Raw genomic sequence first — 14979 nt, 5'->3', positions numbered from 1 at the left:
TCATCCTGCCGATCCAAGCTGAGAAAGTTGATCATGTCCGCCCTTCGTATCCTCGCCGCGATGCTCACGCTGAGCGCCGCCATGACGGCGTCGGCGTGTCCGTTCTGTTCGGCCGAGCAGAAGACGCTCACCGAAGAGATGAACGACGCCAGCGTCGTCTTGCTCGGTCGGCTCAAGGCGCCCTCGGAGGCGGCGCAGAAGCTCGCCGAGTCGGGCGTGCCCAGCGGGTTCATCGACCCCGAGACCGGCGCCGCCACGTTCACCGTCGAGCGTGTCCTCAAGGGCCAGCCGCTGGTGGAGGGCGTCGAGGAGGTCCAGGCGATCTACTTCGGCGCCGCCGACGCGCAGGAGTTGTTCTTCATCCGCGGCGTCGCCGAGCCGCCCGACTGGGCGATCCCGCTGCCGCTCTCGCCGGTCGCCGCAGAGTACGTGCCCAAGCTGCTCACGCTCCCGGAGTCGGGCGTCGACCGGATGGCGTTCTTCCAGGACTACCTCGAACACCCCGACCAGCTTTTAGCGCAAGACGCCTACGACGAGTTCGCCCGCGCTCCTTACAAGGACGTGGTCGATCTCGGCCCGCGGATGAATCGCCAGCAGCTGCGCGAGTGGATCGAGGACGTCCGCGTCAGCCCCAGCCGGCGTCGGCTCTTCCTGACGATGCTCGGCGTCTGCGGCGAACCCCAGGACCTCGAGCGGATCGAGCAGCTGCTGACGTCCGACGCCCGTGTGCTCGGCCCCGCCGTCGACGCCGGCGCCACCGCGGCGATCCTTGCCGGCGGGTCGCCCGTCTTCGGCATGTCGGGCGAGATGGTCCGCTTCGCCGAACGCCAACGCAAGCTCGGCCTCGACGCCCTGATCGCTTGCTACATGACCCTCGCCGGCAAGCACGGCGACCCCGTCGAGGCGCTCGACCTGATCGACGAGCGTTACCTCGAAGACCGAGACGTCGATTACTCGCACGTCTACGCCGCGCTGCAAGCGCTGCGGTTCCTCGCCGAAGAGCAGCGCGACCTAGTGCCGCTCGACCGGGTGCTCGCTTCGGCCCGGCTGCTGCTGGACAACCCCGAGTTCGCCGACCAGGTAATCCCCGACCTATCACGGTGGGGGGACTGGAGCGTCCTTGAACGGCTCGCCGACATGTACAAGGCGACGTTCGACGAGGACAACCCGGACGCGCCGGTGAAGTACGTCCGCGAGCCGGTGATCAGCTACCTCGACGTGGCGAAGACGCAGGAGACGGGCGACGTTGCCGAGCGGGCCGAGAAGGCGCTGGCGACGATCGAGCCGCTCGACCCCAAGGCGGTCCAGCGGGCCCGCAGCCTGCAGTCGTTCGGCTTCCTCGCCGGCGCCCGCGCGAAGCCGGCGCCGGCCACCGTGGACGACCCGATGGCCGCCGCCACGGACGACCCGGCGGGCGACATCGCCGTCGATCCCCCGGCCGAGCTGGCGGAAGAGCTGGCGGCGCAGGAGGAGGCTGCCAAGGGCCCCTCAGAGGCTCCAGGAGCCATGGAGACGGCCGTTTCCGCGCCGTTCGAGTCAAATGCCGCCGACGAAGAGGCGCCGCCAGAAGGCCCTCCTATGGCCCCAGAGAGGCCTGCTGTGGCAGACACCGAAGTCGCCCCCGCCGAGCCCCCCAGCCGCGTCCTGCTGGTCGGCGCCCCGCTCGCCGCGGCGGCCCTGATGGTCGGCCTCTTCTGGCTGATCCTCCGCAGCGGCGTCGCCTAGAGAGGCCGACCGCAAGTTTGGGGGCGAACCCGGGCCGGCTGCTACCGTAAGATAGAAAGTCTCAGACCCCATCGATGGTCTGTAGGAGGCGTGCTGACGTTCATAGGCGACGATGTCGCGTGAGATCCCCCGCCCCCTTTAGGGGAGGGGCTAGGGGAATGGGGGGCGCCGGGTACCCGCTTCAGCACCCTCCCCTAGCCCCTCCCTCTGAAGAAGGAGGGGGATCTAAGCGACTGCGTCGCCTAGCAACGTCACACGCCAAAGGCCCCACCGCGAACTCCATGCTGCCATGTCCGCGACAACGATGACCCAATTCGAAGCCCCCGCCGAGGCGGACGAGCCGCTGGAGTACCGGTCCGTCCACACCTTCGCCGTGCTCGGCCTGTTGCTGGGGCTGTTGTCGGTCGTTGTCGTCTTCATGGCCCGGATCAGCTTCGAGTCGACGATGGTGCTCGCTCCGATCCCGATCGCCGGGATCATCGTCTCGCTGATTGCCCTCCGCGGCATTCGCGCCACGCCCGACCTCTACACCGGCAAGCCCCTCGCCCAAGCGGGCGCGGCGCTTTCGGCGCTGTTCCTCGTCACGGGCGTCGGCTACGCCGGCTACGTCTACGCGACCGAGGTGCCGGACGGGTACACCCGTACGTCGTTCCTCGAGATGAAGCCGTCCGAAGCCGACACCGTCAACGGCGACATTATCCCCCCCGAGGTGGCCGAGTTCATCAAGAGCGGCGAGCCGGTCTTCATCAAGGGCTACATCCGGCCCGACTCGATCAAGTTCAAGCAGAACCTCAATAACTTCCTGCTGGTGCGTGACAATCAGCAGTGCTGCTTCGGCGACTTGTCAAAGGTGATGTATTTCGACCAGGTCCAAGTCAAGCTCGGCACGGGCCTCACCACCGACTACCACAGCGGCCTCTTCCGCCTCGGCGGCAAGCTGAAGGTGGCGCCAGGCGATCCGCGCGTCGGCACGCCACTCACGTACGAACTCGTCGCCGACTACGTTAAGCCGTGAACGGCGGCGCGGTTCGCTGGAGGCGCTTCGGAATGGGATGCGTTGTGAGATTCAAAGTGGGAAGTAGGAAGTGGGAAGTGGGAATGCGTTGGCCAGCCTATCTCCCACTTCCCCCTTCCCACTTCCCACTTCTGCCCCTCGCTACGCTCGCCCTTCTCGCCGGGTGTGAAACGGCTCCGCCACCCGTAGCAACGCCGCCAATCGCTAAGGAATCCTCGCCGCAAGAGCCCGCGCCAGCGCGCATCGAAGACCGCACCTTCGACGACATCAAGTTCGACATCGAGCCCGACGCTCCATTCGATCGTTCGATGCTCACCGAAGAGGTCCGCCAGCTCGACGGCGAGCGCATCCGCATCCGCGGCTATATCCTGCCGACGTCGCAAGCGAGCGGCATCAAGAACTTCGTCCTGGTGCGCGACAACCAGGAGTGCTGCTTCGGCCCCGGCGCCGCGTTGTACGACTGCATCCTCGTGACGATGCAGGGCGACAAGTCGGCCGAGTTCTCGGTGCGCCCCGTCGCGGTCGAGGGCAAGTTCAAGGTCGAAGAGTTCTACGGCCCCGACGACAAACCGCTGGCGATCTACCGCCTCGACGGCGAAGCGGTGAAGTAGACGTATTCCCCTTCCACTCGTGGGGAGGGGAGTTACGACGGCTTGCCGTCGTTGCCGAGCCCGAGCTTGTTGAACCAGTTGCGCCGCGCTTCGCCCGGCGCCAGGCCGTTGCCGGACGCGGCCCGCAGCGTTTCGAGCTCCATCTGCTGCTCGGCCAGTTCGGACTGAGCTCGGGCGATCTTCGCCCGTTCGACGGAGAGCTCGAGCTCGGCCGAACGCAGCTTCTCTTCCCACTCCTGTTCGAGCTTGGCGATCCGCTCGCGCTCGGCGCGGATGACCTCGTCGTTGTCGAGCACCGCGGCGTCGATCGCGGCGGCGGTCGGCTCGACGTCCTCGATACTTTCGAGCTGCTGCTTGAGCCGCTGGATCTCGGCGTCCTTCTCGGCGACGACCGCGTCGGTGATCTGGATGGTGCCGGCGATCGCGGCCCGCTCTTCACGCCGCGGCGCGTCGATCTGCCCCTCGCCCTCACTTTCGAGCGCCGCGAGCAACCGCCGCTTCTGAGACTCCCAGTCGTTGCCGTCGCCGCCACCCGTCATGGCGCCGCCTCCGCCGCCGCTGGCGAGTTGATCGCGGAGGTCGGCGTTCTCGGTCTTCAGCGCCCGCAAGTCCTCGACCGCCATCTGGAACCGCGCGCGGAGGTCTTCCATCTCCTGCGATGGGTCGGCGAACTCGTTGGCCTCATCGAGCCGGCGGGCGAGGTCGTCACGCTCATGCCGCAGCCGCTGGATCTCTTCGCTGTCGTCGAGTTCCAACGCGGGCCGGTTAGCGATCTCCTGCTCCAGCTCCGCCACGCGCGCGCGGTGCGACTGGAGGTCCGCCAGCGCCATCTCGAACTTGCCGCGCAGCGCCTCGAGCTCGTCGCCCAGCTCCGCCGTGGCGCTCAGGGCGTTGGTCGATTCTTCGAGCGTCTCGCTGAGCTGAGCGATCTGCGTCTGCGCGTCGACGAGTTCTTGCTTGGTGGCGGCGAACCCCTTCTCGGCGGCGGCGAGGCTCTCCTCCGCGGCAAGTCGGGCGTCGTTCGCCTCTTGGAGCTGCGTCAAGAGCTCGCCGTTGGAAGGGCCCGCTTCGCGTTCGCGCTGCAGGCTCTGGGCCTGCTGCACGAGGCGATGCTCCATGGCGGAGAGCTCGGCCTCGATCTCCTTGCGGACCGATTCCCACTCGGTGCGTTCGGTCTCCCACGCCTGGCGTTCCGTAGCGAGCTTGTCGCTTTCTGCGGCCAGCTGTTCGCGATCGGCGGCGAGTTGTTCGCGTTCAGCGGCAAGGGTCGCGCCTTCGGCAACCAGTGCGTCACGCTCTCGGTCGATCTCGACCCGCAGGGCGTCGGTGGCGAGCTCGTGCTGCCGAGCGATGTCGGAGGCGAGTTCGTCGGCGATCTTCGCCGCCAGCTCTTCGACGAGTTGCGTCGCCCGGGCGCCGAGGTCGCTCACTTCACCGCAGCGCGTCGCCGCGGAAGTCAGCAGACCCTCGCGCAGCTGCCCGAGAGCTTCGCGCGCAGAATCCGCCGTCTGGCGGAGTTCGTCGGCGGCGGGGCCTCTGGGGTCCATCGCAGTGGGGTCGTTCGGCGTGGCAATCAGTCGGTGAGCGCGGACCGGTGGCGGTCCAGGGGTATATAGGTCGCCCCCAGCGGCGCGGCGATGCGCTATCCGAACAGGTTCCGAAGAATCCGATTACGCCAAAGACGCGGCGCCTTCTTCAGGCGGTTTGCCGCAGTTGCATGGCTAGTCGCTCGCGGCCTTGGGGAGGGAGCCACGAAAGGGCACAAGAAGCACAAAGACAAGAAGTGATAAAGAACTGCTGATGGGCACGCCGACAGGACCGGGTCTCAGAACGCCTATCCAGCTATCCACCAATCCTCTTTGTGTCTTTTGTGCCCTCTCGTGGCTACCGACAACAGACAACAAAGCTAGCCAGAGAGGACCGAGGGATTGACGATCTGCTCCGGCGTGCGGCCTTGTAAGAAATCGACGGCCTGGTGAGCGACGCGGGTTCTTAGCTCGGTGGTCGCTTCGGTCGAAACAAACGCCGTGTGCGGCGTGACGATCACCCGCCGGTCGTTGTAGGGCGGTTGCGAGAGGTCGGGCGGTTCGCGGTCTTGCACGTCGAGCGCCGCCCCGGCGAGCGCGCCGGCTTCGAGCGCTTCGGCAAGCGCCGGATGGTCCACCAGACCGCCACGCGACGTGTTCACGAGGAACGCCGACGGTTTCATCTGGCGAAGGCTCTTCGCGTTCATGAGATGACGCGTCGCGTCGGTGAGCGGGCAGTTGAGCGAGACGTAATCGCTCTGCGCGAGCAGTTCATCCAGCGTGACCCATTTAACGCCCTCGGGCGCCTGCCGCGAGCGGTTCGTGCCGATCACCCGCATGCCGATCGCGCGGGCCTTCTTGGCGAGCAGCGTCCCGGTGCGCCCGAGTCCGACAACGCCCAGCGTCTTGCCGCCGATCCGCTCGATCGGCAGCGACCCGACGAGGCTGTACTCGCCGCGCTTGGTGGCGAGGTGTCCGTCAGCAATCTTCCGTCCCAACGCGAAGATCAGCGCCAGCGCGTGCTCGGCGACCTCTTCGATGCAGTAGTCGGGGACGTTGGTGACCAGGACGCCCTTCTTCGTCGCGTGACCCACGTCGATATTGTCCAGGCCGATCCCCGTCCGGCAGATGTGCCGACAGTTGGTCGCCGCGTCGATCACCCGCGCCGTCACCGGGGCCCAGCAGGTAAGGATTACATCGGCGTCGCCCACGTGCTCGGCAAGCGTCGCTTCCTTGTTGTCGGGCGACACGTCGATCGAACACCCCGCCTCGGCAAGGATCACCCGCTCGATCTCAATATCCGGCCAAGGCCAGTCCGTATAAAAAGCGCGAGGCACCGTCTCTCCCTCCTTCTTTCAAATAACCACAGATGAACACGGATGAACGCAGATGAAGGGCATCTCTTTCAGATCTCCATCCGTGCTTATCGGTGTTCATCTGTGGCTACTTCATTTGCTGCTGATTACGGATCGCCATCGCGCCGACGAGGGGTTCGCCACAGGCATGGTCTTGGCAGACGTAGAGCGTGGCTTCGCCGTTGATCGACGACTTGCCGGCGAAGGCGGGTTCCATCAGCGGCGTTGGCTGGCAGGGCCCGATACGGCCGGCGAGCACCGCGCGCGGCACGGGGCGGCGGCGTAGTTGACTGGTGACCTCCGTCGCGTCGGGGCCGATGCCCAGCAGCACCAGTTCCTGCGTGGGGCCGACCCAGAGGTCGAGCGCCGTGAGCATCTGCCCCATCGCCGTCGGCGCGCGCTCCATCAGCGGCCCGGCGGCAACGAGCGTGTGGTGCGCGGCGTCGTGGTACTTCGTGACGCTCGTCAGCTTGCCGAGCCGCACCAGCGCCGTCGCCGCCAGCGAATTGCCGCCCGGCGTGGCGTTGTCGGTGAGGTCCTTGTTGCGGACGATCAGCTGCTCGGCGTCGTCGGCCGTGTAGAAGAACCCGCCCTTCTCCGCATCGGCGAAGTGTTCGAGCACAACGTCGAGTAATGCCGCGGCTTCAACCAGCCAGCGTTCGTCGAATGTCGCCTCGTAAAGCGTCACCAGACCGTTCGCCATCGCTGCGTAATCATCAAGGAAGCCGGTCGCCTTGGCTTGCCCCGCGCGCCACGTGTGCAACAGGCGCCCCGATTCGTCGCGCATCGCCGACAAAACAAAATCCGCCGCCCGGCCCGCGGCGCCGATGTACTTCTGCTCGCCAAACACGGCCCCGGCCCGCGCCAGCGCGTCGATCGCCAAGCCGTTCCAGCTGGCGAGCACCTTGTCGTCGAGCCCCGGTCGGGGCCGCTTCTCGCGCGTAGCGAGCAGCTTCTTCCGCCAGGCAGCGAGGTCGCGTTCGAGCTTCGCCGGGTCGAGGCCGAGCAGCGTCGCTTGCGTCGCGATCGACTTCGGCAGCGACAGGATGTTGCGGCCCTCAAAGTTGCCGATCGGCGTCACGTCGTAGACGCGGCAGAAGAGGTCGGCCTCTTCCTCGCCGATCACTTTCCGGATCTCCTCGGGCTTCCAGGTGTAGTAGAGCCCTTCTTCGGCGTGGCCCTCGGGGTCGTTGGCCGGCGCGCTGTCGGCGTCTTCTGTCGAGTAGAAGCCCCCTTCGGGCGCGGTCATGTCGCGGAGCACGTAGTCGAGCGTCTCGCAGGCGACCCGCTTCAGCGCCGCGTCGCCCGTCGCCGCGAACGCTTCGGCATAGACGCCCGCCAACAGCGCGTTGTCGTAGAGCATCTTCTCGAAGTGCGGCACGAGCCAACGCTCGTCGACCGAGTAGCGTGCGAAGCCGCCGCCGAGGTGGTCGTAGATGCCGCCGGCCGCCATGCGGTCGAGCGTCGTGCGGACCATGTCGAGCCACGCCCCGCGGCCCGACTCGCGCCACAAACGCAAGAGGACGACGAGGTCCATCGTGTGCGGAAACTTCGGCGCGCCGCCGAACCCGCCGTGCGTCGGATCGAACGTGCGTTCGAGTTGCCGGCCCGCGTTCTCGATCAGCGAGCGATCGAGCGCGACGTCGGCGGCCCCATCGACCGTGGCGAGGTCCGCCAGTCGCTCGGTGAGTTGATCGGCCATTTGGTAAGCCGACTCGCGACGGTCGCGCCACGCATCGATCACCGCTTCGAGCACTTGGTCGAACCCCGGCATGCCGCGCTGCGCGGACGCGGGCCAATAGGTGCCGCCATAGAAGGGCTTGAGTTCCGGCGTCAGGAAGACGCTCATCGGCCACCCGCCGCGGCCCGTCATCGCCTGCACGGCGTTCATGTAGACCTGGTCGAGGTCGGGCCGCTCTTCGCGATCGACCTTGATCGGTACGAAGTGATCGTTGAGCACCGCGGCGATCGCCGCGTTCTCAAAGCTCTCGTGCTCCATGACGTGGCACCAGTGACACGCCGAGTACCCGATCGACAGGAAGATCGGCTTGTCCTCGTCCTTCGCCAGCCGCAGCGCCTCCGCCCCCCACGGCCGCCAGTCAACGGGGTTGTCCTTGTGCTGGAGCAGGTAAGGCGAGGTCTCGTTGGCGAGCGCGTTGGGCATCTTCTTCCGTGATCCGTTTTGTAGCCGCAATGACGTTAACCACAGATGGACACAGATGAACGCGGATATTCCTGCTGAAAGCTCGAAGCCATTCTGCTAGCAGGCCGTATTCGTCCCATTGATTCCGAATTTCAACGGGGATCGTTCTGTCATCTGTGTTGATCTGTGTCCATCTGTGGCTAAGTTTTTCAAACGTCTGTTGTAGCGGACGAGGCGGGGTTCGCGTACCGACCCCAAGCGACATCGCTGCCCGCAAAGTTGGCGCCCTCCGCTCAACTTCCCATCGCGATGGCGTCGGCTGGGAGACTGTCCGTCGGCTGCGGATATCCCTTCGATCCCTGAAAGCTCTGCGTTTTAGCGGCCTCTCGCTGCAACGAGGGGCGCCAGCACACCGCATTCGGCGCACGGCTTGCGTACCGTAGCGTTGGCTCAGTGGTGACCGCCACCTGCGCCCTCACCCTCGCTTGGGCCTCACCCTTGCTTGAGTGAGCCCCCCAACTCCCGCGACGGGCGCCGTGTCCGTCGTCCCGCCTTTTGCCGACGTGACCGACCAACGCGCTCCGTGCGTCCGAGGGTTCGTGCGCGTCCGCCCCCTTTCATGAGTCACCCTGCGATGAAGCGTGGATTTCTGATCGACATGGACGGCGTCATCTACCGCAGCAGCCAGCTGATCCCCGGCGCGGTGGACTTTGTGAAGATGCTGCAGCGGATGCGCATTCCCTTCCTATTCCTCACCAACAACAGCCAACGCACCCGCCGCGACGTGGCGATGAAGCTCAACCGGATGGGGATGCCCGTCAACGAGAGCCACATCTTCACCTGCGCGATGGCGACCGCGCGGTACCTGGCCCGCCAGAAGCCCCACGGCACCGCCTACGTCATCGGCGAAGGGGGCCTGCTCAACGCGCTGCACGAGAACGGTTACGCGATCGTCGACAAACAGCCCGACTACGTGGTGGTGGGCGAAGGCCGCACGCTGAGCTTCGAGATGCTCGAGGCGGCCGTGCAGATGGTGCTCGACGGCGCGAAGCTGATCGCCACGAACCTCGACCCCAACTGCCCCACCCAGCACGGCACGCGCCCCGGCTGCGGGGCGATCGTCTCGCTGATCGAAGCGGCCACCGGCCTCAAAGCCTTCAGCCTCGGCAAGCCCAGCCCCGTGATGATGCGCGCCGCTCGCAAGGAACTCGGCATGGCGACCTCCGAGACGATCATGATCGGCGACACGATGGACACCGACATCCTCGGCGGCGTGCAGATGGGCTACCGCACGGTGCTAGTGCTTACCGGCACGACGAGCCCCGACGACCTCTCCAAGTTCGCCTACCAGCCCGACATCGTCGTCGATTCGATCGCCGACCTCTGCGACCACGACGAACTGATCGACGAAATGGTGCCGACGCTCAACCGAGAAGACGACACCCCGCACGACATGCGCGAGTGGATCGCGGCTCACTCTTGATTCATTTTGGAACCACAGATGGACACGGATAAACACGGATGCTAGTCACCGTGTTCGCCTGTGACTTGATGGTTGCTTTGGTGGCGTTTTCGCGCAGCCAGCGAGAAAGGTATCCCAGCGATCGCCCAAATTGGAATCGCTATCATAAGTATCCGAATCACGCCACTTACAGTGTAGGCTCGTGCGATCCGCCAAAGCCATTCGGGAATTGGGCGGTACCATTGGATCTCGTACCGGACCATGCAGACGATCCACAGGGAAGCAAGACTCCACAACACAACGCCCATCGCCGCCCATATCCTGACCCACACTGCCAACTTCGCGTTCCGAGCTGCCAAATAGCAGCCGACGGCGACTAGGAATGTCAGAACAGAGCATTCAATGACCCCGCCGTATGAGGCGATCACAGGGATCATCTCTCTTCACTCCCGTAGATGAGTGTTATCAGCTGGAAGTCTCTTCAAGCCGCCTCCGGCTCCGCCATCAGCGTCCATCCGTGTTCATCTGTGGTTCCTTATTCAATCCAGCCACCGCCAAGAACACGGGCTGCATCATCCGCGGCGTAACAGACGACGGCTTGGCCTGGCGTGACGCCTTGCTGTGGCGAGTCGAATCGCAACTGAAACCGCCCCTCACCCTGTGGCTCCAGCGTCGCCGGTGCGGCGGCGGAGTTGTAGCGGATCTGGGCTTCGCAGCGCATGGGCTCTGTCGGCGGTTCGATGAGCCAGTTCGATTCGCTGGCGGTTAGTTCGCTGCGGTCGAGTTCGCTGCGCTCGCCGAGCACCACGCGGCGGGTGTCGGGGTCGATCGAGACGACGAACACCGGTTTGCCGAGCGCGACGCCGAGGCCTTTGCGCTGGCCCACGGTGAAGCCGTCGACGCCTTCGTGGTGGCCGACGACTTCGCCGGTGGTGGTGACGATCTCGCCGCTGCGATCGGCCGTGGACGAGACGTCACGGCTCTCACGCAAGCGACGCTTGACGAATTCGTCATAACGGCCTTGCGTGACGAAGCAGATCTCTTGGCTGTCCTTCTTCTCCGCGACGTTCAGACCGATGCCCGCCGCCAGCTCGCGGATGCGCGACTTCTCGTAGCCGCCGACGGGGAGCAGCATCCGCTTCAAGAGACCGCGCTGGATTCCCGCAAGCACATACGACTGGTCTTTCGACGCGTCGACGCCGCGCAGAAGGGCGGGGCCGTCATCGCGCTCTTCAAGCCGCGCGTAGTGCCCCGTCGCCACGTACTCGGCGTCGATCGAGTCGGCGTAATCAAAGAGCTTGCCGAACTTGATCCAGTTGTTGCACTGCACGCACGGGTTGGGCGTCCGGCCGCGGGCGTACTCCGCGACGAAGTAGTCCATGATCCGCCCGAACTCGTCGTTGAGGTCGAGCGCGTAGAACGGGATCCCCAATCGATCCGACACGCGCCGCGCATCCTCGGCGTCGGCGGCGGTGCAGCAACCCTGCTTGTGGTCGAGACGGGAGACAACGGAGAGTTGAGGAAGCGTGCTCGACTTCGTGTGAGCCGCGTCGCTCGTCGCACACACCGCGGGGCTCTGCTCCCCATGGCGCATAAAAACGCCCACCACCTCGTGCCCCGCCTGGAGCAACAGGTGCGCCGCGACGCTCGAATCGACGCCGCCGGACATGGCTAGGACAACGCGGGACATGCAGTAGTGGGCGGTGGGCAGTCGGCGGTGGGCAGGAAGCAAGTAGGGACGGGCAGCCGCAGCGAGACTGCCCACTGATCACTGCCCACTATCCTACGCACTCTGCTAGTCGATATAACTCGGGGCCACGAAAACCGCAGCCACCTTCAACGGTGATGACGATGGACAAAGAATGGTACGATCGCGCCGAGGCGATCCGGGAGGCCCTGCTGCAGCTCAGGGACTCTCTTTGACTACGCCGGCAAAAAAGAACAAATCGCCGCGGTAGAGGCCCAGCAGGCCGCTCCTGACTTCTGGAACGACCAGGAGAAGGCCCAGGCATCGATCGCCGAGCTCAAGGGCCTCAACTCGGTCGTTAGCCCCCTCGACGCCGCCATGAAAGCGGCCGGGGACCTCGACGCCGTTCTCGAAATGGCCGAGGAGGACGAGGCCTTCGCCGAGGAGGCCCAGGCCGAGATTGCCCGCCTCGAGGCCAATCTCGAGAAGCTCAAACTCTCGGCCCTGCTCAGCGGCCCCAACGACGCGGCAGGCGCGATCATCACGATCCACGCCCGCGACGGCGGCACCGACGCCAACGATTGGGCCGAGATGCTGATGCGGATGTACCTGCAATGGGCCGGTAAGAACGACTACTCGGCCGAGCTGCTCGACCGCTCCGACAACGAGCAGGCCGGCATCAACGACGCCACGATCGTCATCCGCGGCCCCATGGCCTACGGCTATCTCCGCGGCGAGACCGGCATGCACCGCCTCGTACGGATCAGCCCGTTCAACTCCGAAGGCAAACGCCAGACGAGCTTCGCCGCCGTGGACGTGACGCCGGAGATCAACGATTCGGTCGCGATCGAGATCGACGAGGCCGACGTCCGCATCGACACGTATCGGGCGAGCGGCGCCGGCGGCCAGCACGTCAACAAGACCGACTCGGCCGTGCGGCTGACACATATGCCGACGGGCGTCGTCGTGCAGTGCCAGAACGAGCGTTCGCAGCACAAGAACAAGGCCAGCGCCTGGAAGATGCTGCGGGCCAAGATGGCGCAGCTCGAAGAAGACAAGCGCGACGCCCAAGAAGCCGCCGCCCGCGGCCAGCAAGCGAAGACGGGCTTCGGCAGCCAGATCCGCAACTACTTCCTGCACCCCGACCAACGCGTCAAAGACACCCGCACGAAGTACCAGCAAGGCAACTTCCACGCAGCGCTGGACGGCGACATCCAGGGGTTCCTCGAAGCGGTTCTCCGCTGGCGCGCGGGGCAGCCGATCGAAGACGACGGCGACGACGATTGAGGATTAACCGCGGAGTGCGCGGAGGACGCGAGGAGAATTGGGAGATGCCGTCAAAGACAAGCACCGCAAAGTATGTAGACTCTTGCGGTTACGGCCTCGAGATCGAATTTGAACTCACCGGTGACCGCTTCGAGCACGTTATCTTTGGGATTGCGGGGGATCAACGAGTCGCGTTACTTCGAACGATTGAGTCTGCAACCGACCAGACCCAGTCTCGGTTTCCGGCTTTTCAAGAGATCGTAGCCCAACAGGACCGCGAGGGGCGGGATATCTTGATGCTCGTCGGTAAAGCGGGTGATCGTTACTGGTCGGCCACCGTTACAGGAGAGACCGACCACAAATTTTCCCTCCTTCGATTCGAACTCGCTTGCCGTGGGCCGCAGCCTCACTCCGATCTGTGTGCTCTCTACGAAGCTGGGTCGATGGGTGAATTGACGTTCGCCAATGAAAGGGCGACGTGTTCCGTCATCGCCGACGCGCTTATTCAAATCATCGGCGGCGTGATTGAGACCAGCGTGGCTAGCGGACTGGTCCCTACAGCTACTGTATCTCAGTGGGAAAGGGACATCTTGATCCGGCCCACACTTGCACCTCATGTGACGGACTCGCAAGCAACTCGATTCGCTTATGAACTTCAGATGACACGACGAGTTTAATGCTTGCTGTCTACCGCGGCGCTTGCCTCCGCGCCTTGAAAAGTCCCGGAGGGACGGCAGCGCGTAGCCAGGGGCGCCAGCCCCTGGAGAGAATCGCATAAGAAACGACGAGCCCCAGAGGGGCGGCAGCAACTCAAGTGACCGAGTTGCCGTCGCCCCTCCGGGGCTCTGAACTTATGTCATGCCGCAATCCAGGGGCTCGCGCCCCTGGCTACGCGCTATCGCCGCTCCGGGGCTTTCCCCATCACTTTGCTTCTCCTCCGCGTCTCCGCGGTGAATCAGTTCTCTTCCGCATCCAGCTCCGCGAACGTCTTCGTCTCCCCCGTCCCGTGATCGATCACCATCGGCTCGCGCTGCTCGCCCACCGCGGGCTTGATCTCACGGACCCAGATGTTGCGGAATCGCACCGGGTTGCCGTGGTCTTGGATCGCGATCGGGCCCTTCGGTCCGATGTTCACATAACGCGGCGGGCGCGCCCACGGCGTGTCGCCGCGGAGTGGGAAGTGGTTTTGCACCAACACGCCGTTGTGGACCACCGTGATGTAGGCCGGCTCGACGAGCTGGTTCGACGAGTTGAACCGCGGGCACGTCCAGAAGATGTCGTACGTGTTCCACTCGCCCGGCTTGCGCATCGCGTTCGCTAGCGGCGGCGTCTGCTTGTAGACCGACGCGGCCTGGCCCTCGAAATAAGTCGGGTTCTCGAACGAGTCGAGCACCTGCAGCTCGTAACGCCCCATCAAGAAGATGCCGCTGTTGCCGCGTCCCTGCCCGTCGCCCTTCACGTTCTCGGGCGCCGACCACTCGACGTGCAGCTGGCAGTCGCCGAACTTCTCCTTGGTGGTGATGTAGCCCTTCCCCGCGAAGGCGATGCCGTCCTTCACGGGCCAGTTCTCGCCGTTCTCCCATGCCGACAGGTCCTCGCCCCCAAACAGCACCACTGCGTCCGACGGCGGCGCCCCGGGCTCGTCCCCAGGCGTCACAACCGGCGGCTCCTGCCACTCCATGCCGGGCAGAAACTCCACCTGTGCGGAGCCCACGGAAACCAACGGGCCGACCAGAGCCAGCAATGCGACGAGACGAGTCATGCGTTTCTTCGATCAACAGGGGAAGCTTGGAAAGACGGGCAGATTATGGCTACTGAGGCGGTGCTAAGCAAAGGTGATGGGGGGATGGCCTTTTCGAAAACGGACGAGCGGTGAGCTGCCTTACCGCGTCCGGCAGCAAGCCGGCTATGAGGAGATATTGGGGATGGCGAGATGGTGGGGGCGGGGAGCCACTGGTTGCAAAATAGAAGTCTGAAGCCGCTATGGCGTGTGACATTCCTCGGCGACGCAGTCGCTTTTTATCCCCCGCCCCCTTTAGGGGGAGGGGTTAGGGGAGGGGGCGAAGTGGGTACCCGCTTCAACACCCTCCCCTAGCCCCTCCCTCTGAAGAAGGAGGGGGATAAGCGCGACTGCGTCGCCAAAGAATATCAACGCGTCCTAGGGCCCCAACCACCCCATCTGGCACCGC

The 14979-nt window shown here is 65.0% G+C and carries 11 protein-coding genes; 6 read left to right on the top strand and 5 right to left on the bottom strand.

The window, feature by feature from the left end; all coding sequences use genetic code 11:
• The first annotated feature begins 33 nt into the window (after positions 1-33).
• The 3 genes from Spa11_RS01195 to Spa11_RS01185 all read left to right on the top strand — a co-directional run bounded on the left by Spa11_RS01195 (position 34) and on the right by Spa11_RS01185 (position 3351).
• On the top strand, positions 34-1725 hold the full coding sequence (locus Spa11_RS01195; protein ID WP_145105705.1) for a hypothetical protein: 1692 nt from the start codon (positions 34-36) through the stop codon (positions 1723-1725).
• A gap of 289 nt (positions 1726-2014) precedes the next feature.
• The gene (locus tag Spa11_RS01190) at positions 2015-2740 is read left to right on the top strand and encodes a DUF4190 domain-containing protein (RefSeq protein ID WP_145105702.1); all 726 of its coding nucleotides are present in this window, start codon (positions 2015-2017) and stop codon (positions 2738-2740) included.
• Positions 2741-2823: 83 nt separating this feature from the next.
• Entirely contained in the window at positions 2824-3351 is a 528-nt protein-coding gene (locus Spa11_RS01185; RefSeq protein WP_197529652.1) for a DUF3299 domain-containing protein, read from the top strand.
• A gap of 32 nt (positions 3352-3383) precedes the next feature.
• Here Spa11_RS01185 and Spa11_RS01180 read toward each other — a convergent pair whose 3' ends face one another.
• The 3 genes from Spa11_RS01180 to Spa11_RS01170 all read right to left on the bottom strand — a co-directional run bounded on the left by Spa11_RS01180 (position 3384) and on the right by Spa11_RS01170 (position 8396).
• A complete protein-coding gene (locus Spa11_RS01180) occupies positions 3384-4898 on the bottom strand; it encodes a coiled-coil domain-containing protein (RefSeq protein ID WP_145105696.1) in 1515 nt (504 codons plus the stop codon).
• Positions 4899-5257: 359 nt separating this feature from the next.
• On the bottom strand, positions 5258-6214 hold the full coding sequence (locus Spa11_RS01175; protein WP_145105693.1) for a C-terminal binding protein: 957 nt from the start codon (positions 6212-6214) through the stop codon (positions 5258-5260).
• A gap of 106 nt (positions 6215-6320) precedes the next feature.
• Entirely contained in the window at positions 6321-8396 is a 2076-nt protein-coding gene (locus Spa11_RS01170; RefSeq protein WP_145105690.1) for a thioredoxin domain-containing protein, read from the bottom strand.
• A 613-nt stretch (positions 8397-9009) separates the two neighbouring features.
• Between Spa11_RS01170 and Spa11_RS01165 the strand changes: the two genes are divergently transcribed.
• Positions 9010-9858: a TIGR01457 family HAD-type hydrolase gene (locus Spa11_RS01165; protein ID WP_145105687.1), complete on the top strand. Its 849-nt coding sequence runs from the start codon at positions 9010-9012 to the stop codon at positions 9856-9858.
• Positions 9859-10372: 514 nt separating this feature from the next.
• Here the strand turns inward: Spa11_RS01165 and mnmA are convergent.
• Positions 10373-11527, bottom strand: a complete 1155-nt coding sequence (gene mnmA, locus Spa11_RS01160) for a tRNA 2-thiouridine(34) synthase MnmA (protein WP_145105683.1) — start codon at positions 11525-11527, stop codon at positions 10373-10375.
• Between the two features lie 161 nt (positions 11528-11688).
• Here mnmA and prfB point away from each other — a divergent pair.
• Both prfB and Spa11_RS01150 read left to right on the top strand, forming a co-directional pair.
• Positions 11689-12811, top strand: a protein-coding gene (prfB, locus tag Spa11_RS01155; RefSeq protein WP_391503299.1) for a peptide chain release factor 2 whose coding sequence is annotated in 2 segments (ribosomal slippage) — positions 11689-11757 and positions 11759-12811 — 1122 coding nt in all. Because the reading frame shifts where the segments join, the coding sequence is not laid out codon by codon here.
• Between the two features lie 44 nt (positions 12812-12855).
• Complete coding sequence (locus Spa11_RS01150) at positions 12856-13467, top strand: hypothetical protein (RefSeq protein ID WP_145105677.1); 612 nt, start codon at positions 12856-12858, stop codon at positions 13465-13467.
• A gap of 278 nt (positions 13468-13745) precedes the next feature.
• On the opposite strand, the gene Spa11_RS01145 is transcribed toward Spa11_RS01150, so the two are convergent.
• Positions 13746-14552: a 3-keto-disaccharide hydrolase gene (locus Spa11_RS01145; protein ID WP_145105672.1), complete on the bottom strand. Its 807-nt coding sequence runs from the start codon at positions 14550-14552 to the stop codon at positions 13746-13748.
• Positions 14553-14979: the final 427 nt, after the last annotated feature.

The sequence above is a fragment of the Botrimarina mediterranea genome, assembly GCF_007753265.1.
GTDB classification, from domain to species: Bacteria; Planctomycetota; Planctomycetia; order Pirellulales; family Lacipirellulaceae; genus Botrimarina; species Botrimarina mediterranea.
The sequence above is the reverse complement of the archived record's forward strand: the minus strand, read 5'-3'. Positions and strand labels throughout refer to the sequence as shown.

What these genes read in the sequence shown, in the direction of transcription:
- Spa11_RS01195 (WP_145105705.1), top strand. Translation starts at nt 34, where the DNA reads ATGTCCGCCCTTCGTATCCTCGCCGCGATGCTCACGCTGAGCGCCGCC.
- Spa11_RS01190 (WP_145105702.1), top strand. Translation starts at nt 2,015, where the DNA reads ATGTCCGCGACAACGATGACCCAATTCGAAGCCCCCGCCGAGGCGGAC.
- Spa11_RS01185 (WP_197529652.1), top strand. Translation starts at nt 2,824, where the DNA reads ATGCGTTGGCCAGCCTATCTCCCACTTCCCCCTTCCCACTTCCCACTT.
- Spa11_RS01180 (WP_145105696.1), bottom strand. Translation starts at nt 4,898, where the DNA reads ATGGACCCCAGAGGCCCCGCCGCCGACGAACTCCGCCAGACGGCGGAT.
- Spa11_RS01170 (WP_145105690.1), bottom strand. Translation starts at nt 8,396, where the DNA reads ATGCCCAACGCGCTCGCCAACGAGACCTCGCCTTACCTGCTCCAGCAC.
- Spa11_RS01165 (WP_145105687.1), top strand. Translation starts at nt 9,010, where the DNA reads ATGAAGCGTGGATTTCTGATCGACATGGACGGCGTCATCTACCGCAGC.
- mnmA (WP_145105683.1), bottom strand. Translation starts at nt 11,527, where the DNA reads ATGTCCCGCGTTGTCCTAGCCATGTCCGGCGGCGTCGATTCGAGCGTC.
- Spa11_RS01150 (WP_145105677.1), top strand. Translation starts at nt 12,856, where the DNA reads ATGCCGTCAAAGACAAGCACCGCAAAGTATGTAGACTCTTGCGGTTAC.
- Spa11_RS01145 (WP_145105672.1), bottom strand. Translation starts at nt 14,552, where the DNA reads ATGACTCGTCTCGTCGCATTGCTGGCTCTGGTCGGCCCGTTGGTTTCC.